A 16,185-nucleotide genomic window follows, 5' to 3' on the forward strand; every position below is an offset into this window, starting at 1 on the left:
TGCGGGCCCGTCGGGGAGAGCACGGCGGTGGGCGAGGCGGAGGGCCGCCCGTCCGCGCCCGCCTTGCCGATCTCGTACGGCCCCAGGGTCAGCGTCAGCGTCGTACCCGTGGTGATCACGACCGGCACGGCCAGCATGACGAGCCGGTTGCGCCGCTTGCGCTCCCTGCCGCCCGGCTGCTTTCCCGCGAGCACGTACGCGGGATCCGTCGCCGGGGTCTGCGGGGTCAGCGGGGCCGTGTCCACGTCCTTCGACGGATCGGCGGCCTCCAGCTCGGCCAGCGCCTCGGCGGTCGGCGCGCCGGCCGCGAAGGCGGTCCGCTCGGCGATCCGGGCGGCGATCGCCTCCGGCCACGCGACCCCCGCCGCGCGCGCGTCCGCGTGCCCGACGAGCTCGGTGGCCGTCGGACGGTCCGCCGGGTCCTTCGCGAGGCACGTACGGACCAGGTCCGCGAGGTCCGGGTCGACGTCCGGCAGCCGCCCGAAGTCCGGCTCCCCGTGCACCACCCGGTATAGCAGGTCGTGCCCGGAGCCGTCCCCGAACGGCGGCCGCCCGTTCGCCGCGTACAGCACGAGGCTGCCGAGCGCGAAGACGTCCGCCGCGCCCGTCAGCACCTTGTCCGCGACGGCCTGCTCGGGCGCCATGTAGGCGGGCGTCCCGATGATCATGCCGGTCTTGGTCAGCCGGCTCTGGTCCGCCGCCCGCGCCACGCCGAAGTCGATGAGCGAGAGCCCGTCCCCGGTGAGCATCACGTTCGACGGCTTGAGGTCCCGGTGCACCATCTCCGCCGTGTGCACCGTCCGCAGCCCCGCCGCCGCCTCCCGCAGCAGCCGCCACAGCGCCTCCACCGGCAGCGGCCCGCCGTTGAGCCGCAGCGCGTCGTTGAGCGTCACGCCCGGGATGAACTCGGTCGCGAACCACGGCGGCTTCGCCAGCCGGTCGCTCGCGAGCAGCTTCGTGCTCGCCCCGCCGGGCAGCCGCGCCAGGTTGTCGAGTTCGTGCCCGAAGTGGCTGAGGAAGTCCTTGTCCTCCGCGAGTGAGGGCAGGACCCTCTTCACGGCCGCGTACGTCCCCGGGACCGCGCCCAGGTACACGCGGCCCATCCCGCCGGAGCCGAGCACTCCGAGCAGGCGGAACGCGCCGATGCGGCGCGGATCGTCCGCATCGAGCGGTATCGCTCCGCTCCCGGCCAAACTAGAGTCGTTTTCCAATTCCCCCTGCATGGGCCACAGGGTAGCCCAGTGCGACGACCATCTGAATCGCCGTCAAGGCGTTGTTACCCGGCTGTGGTTGAAGGTCCTGTGAAGGGGCGTGGCGGACGCCCGGAGTTCTTCCCTCCGCCACCACCGCCCCCGACCCTGAACCCATGCGACCCGCGCCCGGCGACATCGTCTACGGCTACCGCAAGACGAAACCGCCCTCCCGCCGCCTCTTCAGCATCCGCCTCGGCCTCCAGCACCCCGTCCTGCGCCTGAACCCCATGTCCGTCACCGACGAGCACGGCAACGACTGGATCGAGGTCCTCCCGGTCCCGTACGGCGTCCTCGACACCCGCCTGGACCCGGACGCGGTCGTCCTGATCCCCGTCGTGGACGTCGTCAGCCACAAGGAGACCCTCCCGGGCGAGCTGCTGGACGTCGTCCTCGACACCCTGGACACCGGAAAGCCCCCCTGGCCGACGCTCAGGGAGGCTCTCGGAAGGGGCGGCGGCGCGTCTACGCCTGGGCGGTGACCCCGACGAAGGCGGCCCAGGCCGCCGGGGCGACGGCGAGCTGGGGGCCGTGGGGGACCTTGGAGTCACGGACGTGGACGAGGGTGGGATGGGCGGCCACCTCGACGCAGTTGCCGCCTTCGGAGCTGCTGTAGCTCGACTTTCGCCAGTCGTAGGCGATTTCGATGCAGTTGCCGCCGGAGGCGTCGCTGTAGCTGCTCTTGAACCAGGCCAGATCCGCGGTGCTCATCGTTCTCCCAGCAGTTTCTCGATCCAGGTCAGGGACTCCCGTTTGGAGAGCGCCTGTGAGCGCAGGATTCCATAACGCTCGGAGTGCTGGCGAACCTCTTCCGGGTCGGTGATGAGGCGCGCGTGCCCGTAGATCTCGGTGTACGCGACCTCCCGCCGCCCCGGCGGCGTCAGCAGGGTGAAGGCGCCGTCCAGATAGGGGTGCTCCTCGCCGTCGAGCGACAGGATCTGGAGCTGGACGGTCCGCCTCTGGCCGATCTCCAGGATGCGCTGCAACTGCTCGCGGTGGACCTCCCGCCCGCCGAAGGGGCGGAGCAGGACTGCTGCTTCCAGTAGGAAGGTGAGCGTGGGCGCCGGCCAGCGCTCGAAGAGCACTTGGCGCGAGATACGGTCGGCGATCCGCTTCTCGATCGTCTCCTCGTCAAGCATGGGGCGACGGTGCTCGAACAGCGACCGCGCGTACGCGGGCGTCTGGAGGACGCCCGGTACCGCCTGCACCTCGTAGTAGTGCGCGGCCAGCGCCCGCGCCTCCTCCTTCGCGAAGCTCTGGAACCAGTCCGGGTGCCGCGTCCGCGCCCGCGAGATCGCCTTCTCGGTGTCCTCCACCGCCGCCGTCAGCACCCCCGTACCCCCCAGCGCCCCATCCGCGAGCAGCAGGAAATCCGGCTGCGGCGTCCGCACGCCCCGCTCGATCGCGGAGATCAGGTCCTCGCTGCAGTGGGTGATCGTGGCGAGCTGCGCCTGGCTCAGGCCCGCGTTCGTGCGTAGGACCTTGATGATTTTCCCCAGCGCCTTGAACAAGTGCGCCGTACCGTCCACTTCGGAGGGCTTCTCAGGCCGCTCCTCGTTTTTCCCCGACATCCGTACCGCCCTCTTGGCGTACCCGTACAGTTACCCAGCGTCGTGGCGTCGCTGCTGTTCAGCGTAGGTCGCGGGCTCCACTCTCGGTGTCATGAAGCCCGAAATCACCACTCCAACAAGTGAGTACGCGCCGGAGTTCGCGCTCCGTCTGACGCCCACGCCCCGGGGCGCGCGCCTGGCCCGGCTCCTTGCGGCGCACCAGCTGCGGGCGTGGGGGCTCGCGGGGCCCGCGGCGGAGGCGGCGGAGCTGGTGGTGGCCGAGCTGGCGAACAACGCGGTGCGGCACGGGCGGGTGCCGGGGCGGGACTTCGAGCTGCGGATGGAGCGGGAGGGCGGGCACGTACGGGTGGAGCTGTCGGACGCGCGCGGCGAGTGCCGGCCGTCACCGTCCCGGGAGCCGGACGGGGGTGGCTACGGGCTGCTGCTCGTGGCCACCCTCGCGACGGCGTGGGGCGTCAGGGACCGGACGGTCGGCAAGACGGTCTGGGCGACGGTCCCGCGCCGCTAGGGGTCAGGCGAAGAGGTCGAACCGAACGCTGTCCTGGACGAGGTCCACTCCCTCGCCGGGGCGGAACGGCCCCTGCCACGCGCCCGTGCCCCGGTAGAGGAACGGTGACGGGATGGCGTCGTTGACGTCGGGCGCGTACAGGTCGGGCTTGCCGTCCCGGTCCACGTCGCCGGAGCCGATCAGGTCGTCGTAGCGCTGCCAGCCGCCGCCGACGCGGGTCCGGGCGGCGAAGGTGCCGTCGCCCTTGCCGAGGTACAGCCAGAGGACGCCGGCGCGGTCGCGGGCGACGAGGTCGCCGTGGGCGGCGCCCGCGAGGTTACCGGTCGCGGTGATCCGGTCGTACGTCTGCCAGCCGCCGCTCCCGATCAGCCGGCGGGCGGCGAAGGGCTCGGTGGCGGAGCCCGTGCTCCGGTACAGCCAGAGGCGGCCGGACCCGTCGGTGGCGACCAGGTCGGGGCGGCCGTCGCCCGTGAGGTCGCTGCCGCCCGTCAGGAGGGTGTACGCCTGCCACCCGCCGCCGATCCGGGTGCGGGTGGCGAAAGGAGCCTTGCCGTTGCCGGTGCCCTGGTACAGCCAGAGCACCCCGCTGCGGTCGCGGGCGACGATCTCGGGGGCGGCGGCGCCCGCGACGTTTCCGGCGGCCTCGATCCGGTCGTACGCCTGCCAGCCGCCGCCGACGAGCGACTCCGGGTTCTGGTTGGTGTACTTCCAGCCTGGGCCATGGTGGACGTCCTGGAGCCACAAGTTGCCGGACTCGTCGCGGGCCAGGACGTCCGGGGAGCCGTCGCTGTCGTAGTCGTGTGCGCCGGTCTTGCGGGTGACCGTGAAGGAACCGGAGGCCTTCAGTGTGGGCCCGACGTGGTTGAGCGGGCTCGCCCTGATCTCCCAGGTGTACGGGCCGGGGGAGGCGGAGGTCCAGAAGTTGGGGGTTCCCTGCCAGTTGAGCGTGCCGTTCCAGTCGAACCGGGACGGCTGCGGATCCTTGCTCGGCGCCGGCTGCTCGACGTACTCCGTGATCGACTCGCCTGTGCGGGTGTTGCGGAGGGTGACCCACATGTTGACGTTGGTCCGGCTGAGTTCCCAGGACATGGGGAGCTTGCCGCCGGTGCGGTCGAGGTCCACCGCCGTGGGGACGTCCTGGCGGAGCAGCGTGACCTGCGTCGGCTCGCCCGTCGCGGCGAGCCGGGTGGCGGTCGGGACGCCGTCCGTGCCGGGCGCGACGCGGTAGAGGCCCTCGCCGCCGGCCACGGTGCCGCCGACGAAGCCGTGCGCGTCACCGGCGGTACCGAAGCCGGACACCGTGTGGTCGAGGAGCTTGCGCGTGGTGGTGCCGGTGAGGCTGCGGGCGGTCAGCGGGATGAGCGGGCCCGCTTCCTCCGCCAGCAGCCCTCCGGGCCGGGAGTAGGTGACCCAGTCCCCGACGAGGCCGATGAGCAGTCTCCCCGATCCGGGCATCGGGAAGCGCTGAACCTTCTGGGTGGACCGGTCGAGGACGACGACGCTCGTGCCCACACCCGACTCGTACTCGGTCCAGGCGACGTGCCCGGCGGAGAGGGCGTAGTCGCGTTCCTCGATCGAGCCTCCGGCCAGGACCCGGCGGGAGGAGGTGACGGCGGCGGAGGCGAGGTCCACGATCGCCAGGTGACGGGCGACCGCTGTCGTGCCCTCACCCGTGAGGTAGCTCACCAGCGCCTCGCCGCCGGCGCCCGCCACCGTGTGCGGATCGGACGCGTCCGCGGGCAGTCCGGCCACCGTCCGGCGCACCGGTCCGTCCGTGCCGGGGGAGTAGACGTGCAGGGGGCCGTGGCCCGAGAGGTCGGCCCGGACGAAGAGGTGGGAGCCGACGGCTCCCGCGTACCGGTCCCAGTCCACTGGCACCGAGAAGAGGTCCGTGCCCGTGGCCAGGTCCCTCAGGGTGGTGGTGGCACCGTTCTGGAGGACGGCGATGTCCGAGTCGTGGGAGAGGTAGATGCGGGGCTTGTACGGGACGGTGGTCACCGCCCCGTCGGCCAGGCGGGTCCAGCGCCGGAGGGTGAAGTCGTCCGCGTCCTGGCTCAGGAACCCGGTCCGGCCCATGCCCAGGACCCTGTCGCCGGGCTTGAGGACGGGCGCCGTGACGTCCGCCGTCGCCGCGGGCGCGGCGACGGGCAGGGAGCCGGTGCCGGTGGCGGCGCCGGCGGGGAGGACGGCGGGGCCGGCGGTGGCCATCAGGACGACGGCGACGACCGCGCCGAGACGGCGGGGTGTGGTGGATCCGGGGTGGGCCAAGGAAGGATGCCTCTCAGGGAGCGGGGGAGGGGGAGGCGCCGCGAGCGAACGGTTCAACGAAGCCTCCCTTCAGGCAGGTTGCGGGCGCGGCGGGGGCGGCACGCCACGCCCGCATGACTCACGAGGTGCCCCGGGGGTTGTGCCCCGGACCGAAGAACGCGGTAGTCCGTCAGGTCCGGGGGTTCCGCCGCCTTCTCAGAAGACCAGCCCGTTGTCGTCGGTGAAGGTGTTCTCGGTCGTCAGCTTCCTCCGCGGGGCGAAGGGGGCCCGGGCGTCGCCCGTGCCCTTGTAGAAGGAGAGCGACCAGCCCCGGTACAGCGCCTTCCCGTCGACGAGCAGGTCGGCGCGGCCGTCCCGGTCGGCGTCGCCGATGCCGACGATCTCGTCGTACTCCTGCCAGCCACCGCCGACGCGGGAGCGAGCGGTGAAGGTGCCGTCGCCCTTCCCGAGGTACAGCCAGAGGACGCCGTCCCGGTCACGGGCGACGAGGTCGCCGCCCTTGGCCCCCGCGATGTTGCCGGTCGCGGTGATCCGGTCGTACGTCTGCCAGCCTCCGCCGATCCGGACGCGGGGCGCGAAGGGCTTCGTGGCGTTGCCGGTGGACCGGTACAGCCACAGGACGCCGGACTTGTCGGCCGCGACCAGGTCGGCGCGGCCGTCGCCGGTCAGGTCGGAGCCGGCGGTGATCTTGTCGTAGGTCTGCCAGCCGCCGCCGACCTGGACCCGGCGGGCGAGCGAGGTGCCGGTGCCCTGGTAGAACCAGAGGACGCCGGAGCGGTCGCGGCCCACCACGTCGGCGAAGCGGGAGCCGGCGACGTCGCCGGTGGAGACGACCCGGTCGTAGGTGTTCCAGCCGCCGCCGTGGTCGGTCCGCTCGGGCACGTGGAGGTACTGGCTGAGGATCTGCCGGAAGTCGTACGACAGCAGCCGGCCCTCGCCGTTGCGGACCAGGAGGTCCGGGGCGCCGCTGTCCGAGTAGTCGTGCGGGGCGGTGCCGCTGTCGACGGTGAGGGTGCCGGTCCGGACGAGGTCGGGGCCGATGCCGTTGCGGGGTTTGGCGGTCAGCGTCCAGGTGTAGGCGCCGTTGCGGGCGGCGGACCAGTCGGGGAAGACACCGTCCCAGGTGGCGGCGGTGAGCCCCACGTCCCCGTTGACGTAGCCAGGGCCCGACGTCCACCGCTTGCCGGTCGCCTTGTGGACGAGGTCGACGGTCGCCATCGCGTTGTTCCGGCCGACGTGCCAGATCAGGCTCGGCTGCGGCGCGTCCGTACGGAAGCTCAGGGTGGCGGGGACCGACTCGTACGCCAGCGTCAGCGCGGTGGCCAGACCGCTGCTCGCGCGCAGCGTCGCGACCGGTCGGCCGTCCGCGCCGGGGGCGATCCGGTAGACGCCCTCGCCGTGCGCGAGGGTGCCGCCCTGGACCGCGTCGGAGCCGTAGTGGACGGTCGTCGTGCTGTCCATGACCTTGATCGCGTCCCCGCCCGCGAGCGGGCGGGCCATCATCGCGTACAGCGGGTTCGGCTCGGTGGCCTCGGCCCCGCCGGTACGGGTGTACGTGACCCAGTCGCCCCTCACCGTGACGTCGACGTAGGTGCCCGTGACCGGGGTCCGGACCGTGGCGGTCTCCCCGCGGCGGGCCGAGACCACGGTCAGCCGCCCCTGCGCGTCCTTCTCGGACCAGACCGTGTGGGTGGCGGAGGCGTTGACGCTCGCGGCGGAGGCGGGCACGGCGCGCTCGTCCACGATCGTGCCGGTGGCCAGGTCGACGACGACGAGGCGCTTGCGGAGCGTCCCGTCGACCGTGTGGGTGTACCCGAGGGCGAAGACGCCGGGCACGGACAGGCCCCAGGAGACGAGGTCGGCGTCCGCGGGGAGGCCTTCGACCTTGTGGAAGGCGACCCGGTCCCCGTCGACGGAGACCAGGTGCAGGCCCGTGCCGCCGGAGGCGTTCTCGACCGTCATGACGAGGGTCTTCCCGACCACCCTGAGGAGCTCGGAGGCGGGGCCGAGGGAGGAGGTGTCGACGGCGACGGGCGCGGTGCCCGTGGCCATGTCGTGCAGCTCGTAGGCGGTGGGGCCGTTCTGCTTCACGACGACGTCGCTGTCGACGGAGCCCCGGTACGTGCCGGCCGGCAGCTCGACGGTGGAGCCGTCCGCGTACCGGGTCCAGGTGAAGCGGTCGCGCGCCTGCTCGTGGACGGTCAGGAAGCCGGACGGGCCGCCGCCGCGCAGGAGCCCGTCCTCGGGCACGCGCACGGCCTGCTGCCGGGGAAGGTCGGCGGTCGCCGACGGGCCGGTCGCGGCGGGTGCCGCCACGGCGGGGGCGACGGAGGCGCCGCCGGCCGTCACGGCGAGCACGAGGGCGACGGCGACGGCGGCTGAACGGGCGTTACGGGACAACGGAGACGTTCCTCCCCAGGAGTGCGGGCGTGGCGCGACACGCCACGCCCGCATGACTCCTGAGGAGATCGAAAGGTTGTACGTCCGCGTCAGAGGACGTGCACGTACGTCCCGGCGGCGTTGTCCAGGTCCAGTTCCTCGGGGGTGCCGTAGGGGGCGTCCACGAGGCCCGTGGTCGGGTAGTACCGGGATCCGGCGGCGCCGATGCCGTACAGGTCCACCCGGCCGTCCCGGTTCTGGTCGCCGAGTCCGGCGAGGTGGGTGAACCGCTGCCAGCCGCCGCCGATCTGGCGGCGGGCGGTGAAGGTGCCGTCGCCCTTGCCGAGGTAGAGCCAGAGGACGCCGTCCTTGTCGCGGGCGAGGAGGTCGCCGCCGGCGGCTCCGGCGATGTTCCCGGGGGCGGTGAGGAGGTTGTAGATCTGCCACCCGCCGCCGATCTTGACGCGGGGCTTGAAGGGGGCCGTGGCGTCGCCGGTGGAGGCGTAGAACCACAGGACGCCGGCGGTGTCGGTCGCGAGCAGGTCACCCCGGCCGTCGTTGTTCAGGTCCGAGCCGCCGGTGATCTTGTTGTAGACCTGCCAGCCGCCGCCCACCTTCGTGCGCGGCAGCAGCTTCTGGCCCTCGCCCTGGTGCAGCCACAGCACGCCGTCGCCGTCACGCCCGACGACGTCGGGCGCGCCGGAGCCGCCGAGGTCGCCCGGGGCCGCCGCCAGCGTGTACTGGCGCCAGTCCGGGCCGGACAGCCCGGTCGGGAACTCGTACCACGGATCCTTCGAGCCCGCCTTCTGCCGGCGCAGCATCTCGGTGTCGTACGCGGTCATCCCCCCGCCCGCGGACTGCATGAGGACGTCGGGGACGCTGTTGGCGTCGTAGTCGCGCGGCGCCGGCGGCCGGTTGAGGGTGAACCCGCCCTCCCGGACGACGGACTTCTCGGGGTCGGCCGCGTCGTAGGCGGTCATCTTCCAGGTGTACTCGCCCGCGAGGGGCGACATGCGCTTCGAGGTGTAACTGGGCAGCTCGAAGCGGTGGCTGGAGGAGGGCTCGACGCTGGTCCTGAGGGCCCACATGTGACCGGAGGTGCCGGAGTGGTACAGCTCGAACTGGCGGATCGTCACCGGCCGGTCGAACTCCCAGACCATGGGCGCCAGGTCGCCCGGCTCGTCGAAGTCGATGACCGTGGGCATCTCCATGCGCGTCACCACGAGGTCCCCGGTCGCCGCCCCCGCGGCCGTCGCGGGGGTGGGCGCGGGCGCGGCCCAGGCCGCCGGGGCGGTGAGCAGCGTGCCGGTGACGCCGGCGGCGGTGAGGACGGCGGCGGCCAGGCGGCGCCTTGAGGTGTGCGCGTTCACGTCGGTCCTTTCGGTGGGCTGGGGGAACGGCGGGAGAGGGCGCCGGTCAGAAGACGACGCCGGAGCCGATCACGGTCCGCTGGTGGTGGAGCGTGACGCCCGGCTTGAAGGGGGTGTCCACCGAGTTCCAGGTGGCGTAGTAGCGGCCCGTGGTGGCGCCGATGGCGTAGAGGTCCACCCGGCCGTCCTTGTTCTGGTCGCCGAAGGGGGCGAGGTGGGTGAACTGCTGCCAGCCGCCGCCGATCTGGCGGCGGGCGGTGAAGGTGCCGTCGCCCTTGCCGAGGTAGAGCCAGAGGACGCCGGCGGTGTCGCGGGCGAGGAGGTCGCCGCCGGTGGCTCCGGCGATGTCGCCGGGGGCGGTGAGGAGGTTGTACTGCTGCCACCCGCCGCCGATCTTGACGCGCGGCTTGAAGGGGGTCGTGGTGTCGCCGGTGGAGGCGTAGAACCACAGGACGCCGGCGGTGTCGGTGGCGAGGAGGTCGCCCCGGCCGTCGGCGTTGAGGTCGGAGCCGCCGGTGATCTTGTTGTAGACCTGCCAGCCGCCGCCGACCTTCGTGCGCGGCAGCAGCTTCTGGCCGGCGCCCTGGTGCATCCACAGCACGCCGTCACGGTCGCGGCCCACGATCGTGCGCTCGGAGGGCGAGGCCATCAGGGTGTACGTGTTCCACCCGGTGTGCAGGACGGTCGGCTCCAGCGGCCGGTCCCAGTAGTCGGGGATGCCGTGCAGCTGCTTGGTGTCGAACGCCTTCAGCGTGCCGTCGGGGTCGCGCACGAGGACGTCCGCGACGCCGTTCTCGTCGTGGTCGCGGGCGGCCGTCGGGCGCTCGACGGTGAAGGAGCCGGACAGCTCGACGTCCGGGCCGACGTCGTACACCTCGGTCGCCGTCAGCTTCCACGTGTACGCGCCGCTGTAGAGACCCATGCCGTCCTGGTCATCGTTCCTCAGGAGGATGGAGAGCGTCGGGCTGTTCGAGGAGGAGGACCGGGTGTACTCGCGGCCGGTGGCGGTGTGGACCAGCGTGAGGTTTCCCGACACCGGGTGGGTGAACGTCCAGGACAGGTTCTGGGTGTCGTACGGCTCGTCGAGCGTGAAGGTGCCGGGCACGTTCTGGCTCACCAGGGCGAGGTCCGGGAGCCGTCCGCTGCTCGCCACGAGCTGCGCGACGGGCTTGCCGTCCGCGTCGACGCTCACCCGGTAGACGCCCTCCTCGCGCGCGAGGGCGCCCTTCACCAGGAACGAGCCGTCGGCGGCGGTCCGCACCTCGTCGGCGCGGTCGAGGACGGACTGGCGCCGGCCGTCGGTCAGCGAGTAGAGGGTGAGCGGGTTGCCCTTGCTGATCCCGCTCCAGGTGCGGAAGGCCAGCCAGTCCTTCGAGAAGGCGGGATCGGAGGCGGCGCCGCCCTCCGCCAGGATCCGGGACGTGCCCGTCGCCACGTCGAGGAGGTGGAAGTGGCCGCCGTCGTCCGCCGGCGTCCAGTCGTACCAGGCGAGGTGGGTCTTCGAACCGGCGACGTCGTCGAAGCCCAGAATGGTGTTGTCGGCGGTGGCACTGGCGATCACCTTGGCCGAGGCGATGTCCACCAGGTAGAGGCTGCTGGTCAGGTTGGTCACGGTGAACGTCTCGGCGCCGATGGGCCCCTGGAAGTGGCCGGCCCCCGCCGGAAGACCGGCGATGTCGCGGCGGACGTCCTGGTCGCCGACCCTGTCCAGCAGGTAGACCCCGTTCGCGTCGACCATCACGAGCGTCGAGCCGGCGACGCCCATGAGCGTGCCGGTGCCCTTCATGACGACGGGCTCGGCGTTCGAGCCCATGTCACGCAGGAGGAGCGTGTCGTCGGGGCCGTCCTGGGCGATCATGTCGGACCCGGCGGCGCCGACGTACCCGCCACCGGTCAGCGGGGTGACGGTGCCGTCGTAGCCCCTCCAGGCGAACGGCGCCTCGGCCACGCCCGTCTGGTACAGGAAGCCGGTCTTCCCGGCGCTGACGAGCTTGCCCTCCTTGGGGAAGGGGGCGACGTCCCGGTCGGCCGCCGGGAGCGCGGCGACGGGCGCGGCGGGCGGCGCGGCGACGGCCGCCGGGGCGGCCAGCAGGGTGCCGGTCACGGCCGCGGCGGTGAGGGCGGCGGCGGTCAGCCGGAGTCGGTTCGAACGGACACGGGACACGTGGTGACCTCCAGGTGAACGCGATCTTGCGGGTGCGGCCGAGACGGGCGCACCCACAAGACCGCCGAGGAGATCGAATGGTTGTACGGTTGCGGGTCCGTTCCGGCAGGGGGACGGGTCAGGCGAGGCCGTCGTAGGCGTTGCCCGTGAAGACCGTGGTCGCCTTCCTGGTCACGAAGGGGCGGGTCCGGTCGCCGGTGCCGCCGTAGAAGTAGACCTTCTTCTCGCGGGCGTCGTACGCGAACAGGTCGGCCTTGCCGTTGTGGTTGGCGTCGCCGCCCGCGACGAGCTCCGTGTAGGCGTTCCAGCCGCCGCCGATCAGGGTGGGGGCGGTGAAGGTGCCGTCGCCCTTGCCGAGGTAGAGCCAGAGGACGCCGTCCGTGTCGCGGGCGACGAGGTCGCCGCCCGTGCCCCCGGCGAGGTCGCCGACCGCCGTGAGGTGGTTGAACTTCCCCCAGCCGCCGCCGATCCGGGTCTTCCCCGTGAAGGGCGCCGCGCTGTCGCCGGTGCCCTTGTAGTACCAGAGCACGCCCGCCTTGTCGGCGGCGAGCAGGTCGGCCTTCCCGTCGCCGTTCAGGTCGCTGCCGCCGGCGAGCTTGTCGTACACCTGCCAGCCGCCGCCGACCGCCTTTCGGGTGCCCGTCCCGCCGTTGCCGTCACCCGGGTAGTACCAGAGCATCCCGGTCCTGTCGCGGGCCACCAGCGTCTGGCCGCCGGCGCTCTCGATCCGGTCGTACGCCTGCCAGCCGCCGCCGATCCGCCGCGTCGGGGCGTTCAGCTCGCCCTTGTTCGTCATGACGGTGCTGTCGGCCCACAGGACGCCGGAGGCGTCGCGGCCGAAGAAGTCCGGGTCGGCGTTGCGGTCGAAGTCGTGCTGTCCCTTGGCGCGTTCGACCGTGAAGCCGCCCGAGACCGTCGCCGCCGTGCCGATGCCGTTCTTCGGCGTGAAGGTGAAGGTGGCGGTGTAGCTGCCGCCGGGGGCACCGGTGTAGCGGTCGGTACCCGCGTCCAGGTAGTGCTCCCAGTCGAAGGTGACGCCGTTGGGGCACGGGTCCCACGCGTTCGGGCGGGTGGCGGCGGTCCAGGTCTTCCGGAGCGTCTTCCCGGAGCTGTGCCGGAGCACCGCGTCGACCTTCACGTCGCACCGGTTCACCGTGAAGGCGAAGCGGGTGGGGGCGCCGCCGGGCACGGCGTCCGGGCGGAGGGTCTCGCCCCGGTAGGGGAGGACGGTGGAGCCGGTGCGCACCCCGGTGGGCTCGCCGGTGGACGCCTCCGGCACGGCCCGGGGCACGCCGTCCGCGCCGGGGACGATCCGGTAGACGCCCTCGCCCCCGGCGGCGACGCTGCCGCCCCGGACCACCAGGCCCAGCGGGTTGAAGTCCTCGAAGGCCACCGCGTCCTGGAAGTGGTCGAGCAGGCGGACCGCCGGGCCGACGGCGCCGGTGGCCGACACCTGGCGGGCGGTCAGCGCGTGGAGCTCGGAAGGGGCGGTCGCGTCGATGCCGCCGGGGCTGCCGGACAGCAGCCAGTCGCCGGCCAGGGCCACCTGGACGTGGCGGTGACCGGCGTACGGGCCGAGCGACACGGAGGTGGTCCTGCCGGTGGCCCGGTCCTGGACGACCGCCCAGGTGGTGCCGTCCGCCCGGCGCTCGGCCCACGCCATCCGCGTGTCGGAGAGCGCGAGGTTCTCCGCGCCGGGCGGGACGGGGTAGGTCCGCACGACCTTCGCCGCCGCCAGGTCCACGAGCGCCCAGACGAACGCTCCGGCCCCGTCCTTGGTGCGGACCACGGCGTGGGAGTCCGTCGAGGCCTCCACCTCGGGGGACGCGTACGTCCCCGGGAGGCCGGTGACCGTCCGGGAACCCTCGGCCGCCGTGTAGTACTGGACGGCGCCGGTACGGGTCCGGGCGAGCAGGCCCTTGCCGGCGATCTTCAGGGGGTCGACGGCGTCGTACGTGGAGCCGTCGAGCTCCAGGGCGGTGGAGGTGCCCTCGGCCGCGTCGAGGAGGACGACGGTCTTCTCGTCGTACCGGACGACCGCACCGACGTCCCCGGAGACCATGGGCCGGGAGTCCGTCCCGATCAGGTCGTACTCCTTCACGGCGTTGTCCGCGTACCGCGTCCAGGTCAGCCTGCCGAAGGTCGGGTCCTGGCCGCCGTAGGAGCCGCCGTCGATCGAGAAGAAGCCCTCCTCGCCACCGCCGAGGACCCAGTGGTCGCCGGGGATCGCCGCCGGCTCGTCCGTCGCGGCCTCGGCGGCGAACCCGGTGGCCGGCGCCGCCGTGGCCGCGGGGGCCACCGCCAGCGCGCCCGCGCCGAGGGTCACGGAGAGGACGGCGGCGACGGCGGCGCCGAGCCTGCGGCGGGGGGTGGGACGGGTGGACGTCACGCATTCCTCCTGGAACGGGATCGGGTGGTCGGGCATGTCGGTCTCGAACCGGGCGGCGGGCGGTGCCGCGGCTCAGGAGAAGAGGTTGTACGACCCGCCCGTGAACTGTCCGGTGGGGATGCGCGTCAGGTCGAACGGCGCCTCCCGCTTGCGCAGGCCCCGGAAGTAGTACGTCTTCCCGGTGGACGGCTCGTGGGCGAGGAGGTCGTTCGACCCGTCGCGGTCGAACCGCCCGGCGCCGACCAGTTCGCCGTAGCGGCCGAAGCCCGAGCCGACCTTGGTGCGGGCGGTGAAGGTGCCGTCGCCCTTGCCGAGGTACATCCAGAGGACGCCGTCCTTGTCGCGGGCGAGGAGGTCGCCGTGGGCGGCGCCGGCGATGTTGCCGGTGCCGACGAGCTGGTTGTAGACCTGCCAGCCGCCGCCGACCTTCTTGCGGGCGGCGAAGGGGGCGTCGACGTTGCCGGTGGCCCGGTACAGGTACAGGGCTCCCGTCCTGTCGGCGGCCACGAGGTCGGGGCGGCCGTCGCCGGTGAAGTCGGAGCCGCCGGCGATGTGTTCGTACGTCTGCCAGCCGCCGCCGACCTTCACCCGGCCGAGGAAGCCGCCGCGGCCGTTGCCCTGGTACAGCCAGAGGACGCCCGCCTTGTCGCGGGCGACGAGGTCGGCGTGGGTGGTGCCGGCGATGTTGCCGGTGGCCTCGATCCGGTCGTAGATCTGCCAGCCGCCGCCCACCGCCCCGGCGTCGTGCGTCCGCAGGACACCGGAGGCGTCCCGGGCCAGCAGGTCGGAGGAGCCGTTGTCGTCGAAGTCGTGCTGACGCGGCGCGCGCTTCAGCGTGAACGAGCCGGACCGCTTGATCGGCGCCCCGAAGCCGCCGCCGGACACGGCGGTCGACTCCCAGGTGTACGCGCCGTTGTAGGCGGCGAGGGACCCCTTCGGATCGGTGGCGTTCCCCGAGTTGAGGTCGGCGTTCCACTGGTATCCCATCGGGATGCCGTGCGGGAAGCGGCCGTCGGCGCCCCCGTCCTCGAAGAGCTGCTCCTTCTTGTGCGTCTTTCCGGTGCGGGTGTGCGTGATGGTCCAGCTGTACTTCACGCCCTGGTGGTTGAAGTACTGCGTGAAGGGGACGTGTGCCCACTCCCAGTCCAGGTCGATCGTCCCGGAGGGCAGGGCGGGGGCGCTCACCTCCGCGAGCTCGGCGGGGTAGTCGCCGACCGCCGTCAGGCGGGCCGTCGGCGTGCCGTCCGCGCCGGCCGAGACGTGGAAGACGCCGTCGCCGGTGCCGATCTCGCCGCCGCTGACCAGCAGGCCGCCGTCGGGGGCGGGGGTGATCGCCCGGACGTGGTCGAGCAGCCGCGTCGTGCCGCCGGTCTTCAGGTCCACGATGTTCAGGGCGAGCAGCGGCGACGGGGCGAGCGCCCGGCTGCCGTCCGGATAGGAGTGGACGAGCCGGTCGCCGAGGAAGGCGACGAGGCTGTTCCTGGCGGCCGGGAAGGTCTTCTTCGTGCCGTCGGCGAGGGCGCGCGCCACCACCTGCGCCGTGCGCGTCGCCGGGTCGTACTCGTTCCAGGCGAGGTGCGTGGCGGAGAGCGCGAGGCCCGACCTGGTGGCGAGCGGCGCCGCGTGGTCCACCGCGACGGAGGCGGTGGCGAGGTCGATCGTGCCCCGGTGCTCGACGCCGTCGGGCGCCGTGTAGCTGAGCAGGGCGTGGGTGGCCGTGCCCGGCGTCACCCGCATGTACGTGGAGCCGGCCGGGATGCCGGTCACCGGGCGGCTGCCGTGCTCCGCGGTGTACATGCGCAGCTTCTGCGCGCTTCCCCAGGAGGTGAGGAACACGGCCGTGCCCGTGAACCCGCCGCAGGTCTCGCCGGTCTGCACGGGGACGGTGAGGACCGTGGCACCCGTGGCCACGTTCTGCACCGTGGCGTCCGGGAGGGTGCAGCGGAGCACGGTGTCGCCGAAGACCGTGTCCTGCCAGATGCCGGTGAGCGCCGTCCGGGCGCCGTCGGAGTACCGGACCCAGGCCTCTTCCTCGCTGCTGTAGGCGTTCTCCACGAAGAACCCGGCCGCGCCGGCGCCGATGGCGTCGGCGTGGTGCGGGACCGTCAGGACACCCTCGCGCGGGGCGGGGGCGGGTGCGTCGGCGGCGGTCGCCGCCGGGGCGGCGAGCGTGCCGGCACCGAGCGTCGCGGCGAGGACGGCCGCGACGGAGGTGGTCAGCCGGAGCCGGGTGGTGCGGGTGCGGGTGCGGTACAAGGCTGCTGTCTCCTTGGGGCGGTGATCGGG

General features: G+C 73.0%; 11 protein-coding genes. 2 read left to right on the plus strand and 9 right to left on the minus strand.

Annotated features, from left to right (window positions below; all coding sequences use genetic code 11):
* On the minus strand, window positions 1–1,193 hold a 1,193-nt coding region (locus AB0E19_RS18725), incomplete at its 3' end, for a serine/threonine-protein kinase (RefSeq protein WP_362180885.1).
* A gap of 173 nt (window positions 1,194–1,366) precedes the next feature.
* Between AB0E19_RS18725 and AB0E19_RS18730 the strand changes: the two genes are divergently transcribed.
* Window positions 1,367–1,732 carry a hypothetical protein gene (locus AB0E19_RS18730; protein WP_362180888.1) on the plus strand — a complete coding sequence of 122 codons (366 nt, stop codon included), beginning with the start codon at window positions 1,367–1,369 and terminating at the stop codon, window positions 1,730–1,732.
* On the opposite strand, the gene AB0E19_RS18735 is transcribed toward AB0E19_RS18730, so the two are convergent.
* The gene (locus AB0E19_RS18735) at window positions 1,716–1,961 is read right to left on the minus strand and encodes a DUF397 domain-containing protein (protein ID WP_362180891.1); all 246 of its coding nucleotides are present in this window, start codon (window positions 1,959–1,961) and stop codon (window positions 1,716–1,718) included. The genes AB0E19_RS18730 and AB0E19_RS18735 overlap by 17 nt on opposite strands.
* On the minus strand, window positions 1,958–2,821 hold the full coding sequence (locus AB0E19_RS18740; protein ID WP_362180893.1) for a helix-turn-helix transcriptional regulator: 864 nt from the start codon (window positions 2,819–2,821) through the stop codon (window positions 1,958–1,960). Before AB0E19_RS18740 ends, AB0E19_RS18735 begins: the two co-directional genes overlap by 4 nt.
* Window positions 2,822–2,912: 91 nt before the next feature.
* Here AB0E19_RS18740 and AB0E19_RS18745 point away from each other — a divergent pair, with 91 nt between their 5' ends.
* Window positions 2,913–3,329: an ATP-binding protein gene (locus AB0E19_RS18745; protein WP_362180896.1), complete on the plus strand. Its 417-nt coding sequence runs from the start codon at window positions 2,913–2,915 to the stop codon at window positions 3,327–3,329.
* Window positions 3,330–3,332: 3 nt separating this feature from the next.
* Here the strand turns inward: AB0E19_RS18745 and AB0E19_RS18750 are convergent, their stop codons facing one another.
* The 6 genes from AB0E19_RS18750 to AB0E19_RS18775 form a co-directional block, all read right to left on the minus strand.
* The gene (locus tag AB0E19_RS18750; protein WP_362180899.1) at window positions 3,333–5,597 is read right to left on the minus strand and encodes a VCBS repeat-containing protein; all 2,265 of its coding nucleotides are present in this window, start codon (window positions 5,595–5,597) and stop codon (window positions 3,333–3,335) included.
* A gap of 195 nt (window positions 5,598–5,792) precedes the next feature.
* On the minus strand, window positions 5,793–7,997 hold the full coding sequence (locus AB0E19_RS18755) for a VCBS repeat-containing protein (RefSeq protein WP_362180902.1): 2,205 nt from the start codon (window positions 7,995–7,997) through the stop codon (window positions 5,793–5,795).
* A gap of 89 nt (window positions 7,998–8,086) precedes the next feature.
* Window positions 8,087–9,346, minus strand: coding sequence for a VCBS repeat-containing protein (locus AB0E19_RS18760; RefSeq protein WP_362180905.1), 1,260 nt, complete (start codon window positions 9,344–9,346; stop codon window positions 8,087–8,089).
* A 46-nt stretch (window positions 9,347–9,392) separates the two neighbouring features.
* Complete coding sequence (locus AB0E19_RS18765; RefSeq protein WP_362180908.1) at window positions 9,393–11,510, minus strand: hypothetical protein; 2,118 nt, start codon at window positions 11,508–11,510, stop codon at window positions 9,393–9,395.
* Between the two features lie 118 nt (window positions 11,511–11,628).
* Window positions 11,629–13,899: an FG-GAP-like repeat-containing protein gene (locus AB0E19_RS18770; protein ID WP_362180910.1), complete on the minus strand. Its 2,271-nt coding sequence runs from the start codon at window positions 13,897–13,899 to the stop codon at window positions 11,629–11,631.
* 72 nt (window positions 13,900–13,971) lie between these two features.
* Window positions 13,972–16,155 (minus strand): VCBS repeat-containing protein, encoded by a 2,184-nt coding sequence (locus tag AB0E19_RS18775; RefSeq protein WP_362180913.1) that lies wholly within the window; start codon window positions 16,153–16,155, stop codon window positions 13,972–13,974.
* Between the last annotated feature and the right edge of the window lie 30 nt (window positions 16,156–16,185).

Source organism: Streptomyces sp. NPDC047974 (assembly GCF_040653375.1).
Taxonomy (GTDB): Bacteria; Actinomycetota; Actinomycetes; order Streptomycetales; family Streptomycetaceae; genus Streptomyces.

What these genes read in the sequence shown, in the direction of transcription:
- AB0E19_RS18730 (WP_362180888.1), top strand. Translation starts at nt 1,367, where the DNA reads ATGCGACCCGCGCCCGGCGACATCGTCTACGGCTACCGCAAGACGAAA.
- AB0E19_RS18735 (WP_362180891.1), bottom strand. Translation starts at nt 1,961, where the DNA reads ATGAGCACCGCGGATCTGGCCTGGTTCAAGAGCAGCTACAGCGACGCC.
- AB0E19_RS18740 (WP_362180893.1), bottom strand. Translation starts at nt 2,821, where the DNA reads ATGTCGGGGAAAAACGAGGAGCGGCCTGAGAAGCCCTCCGAAGTGGAC.
- AB0E19_RS18745 (WP_362180896.1), top strand. Translation starts at nt 2,913, where the DNA reads ATGAAGCCCGAAATCACCACTCCAACAAGTGAGTACGCGCCGGAGTTC.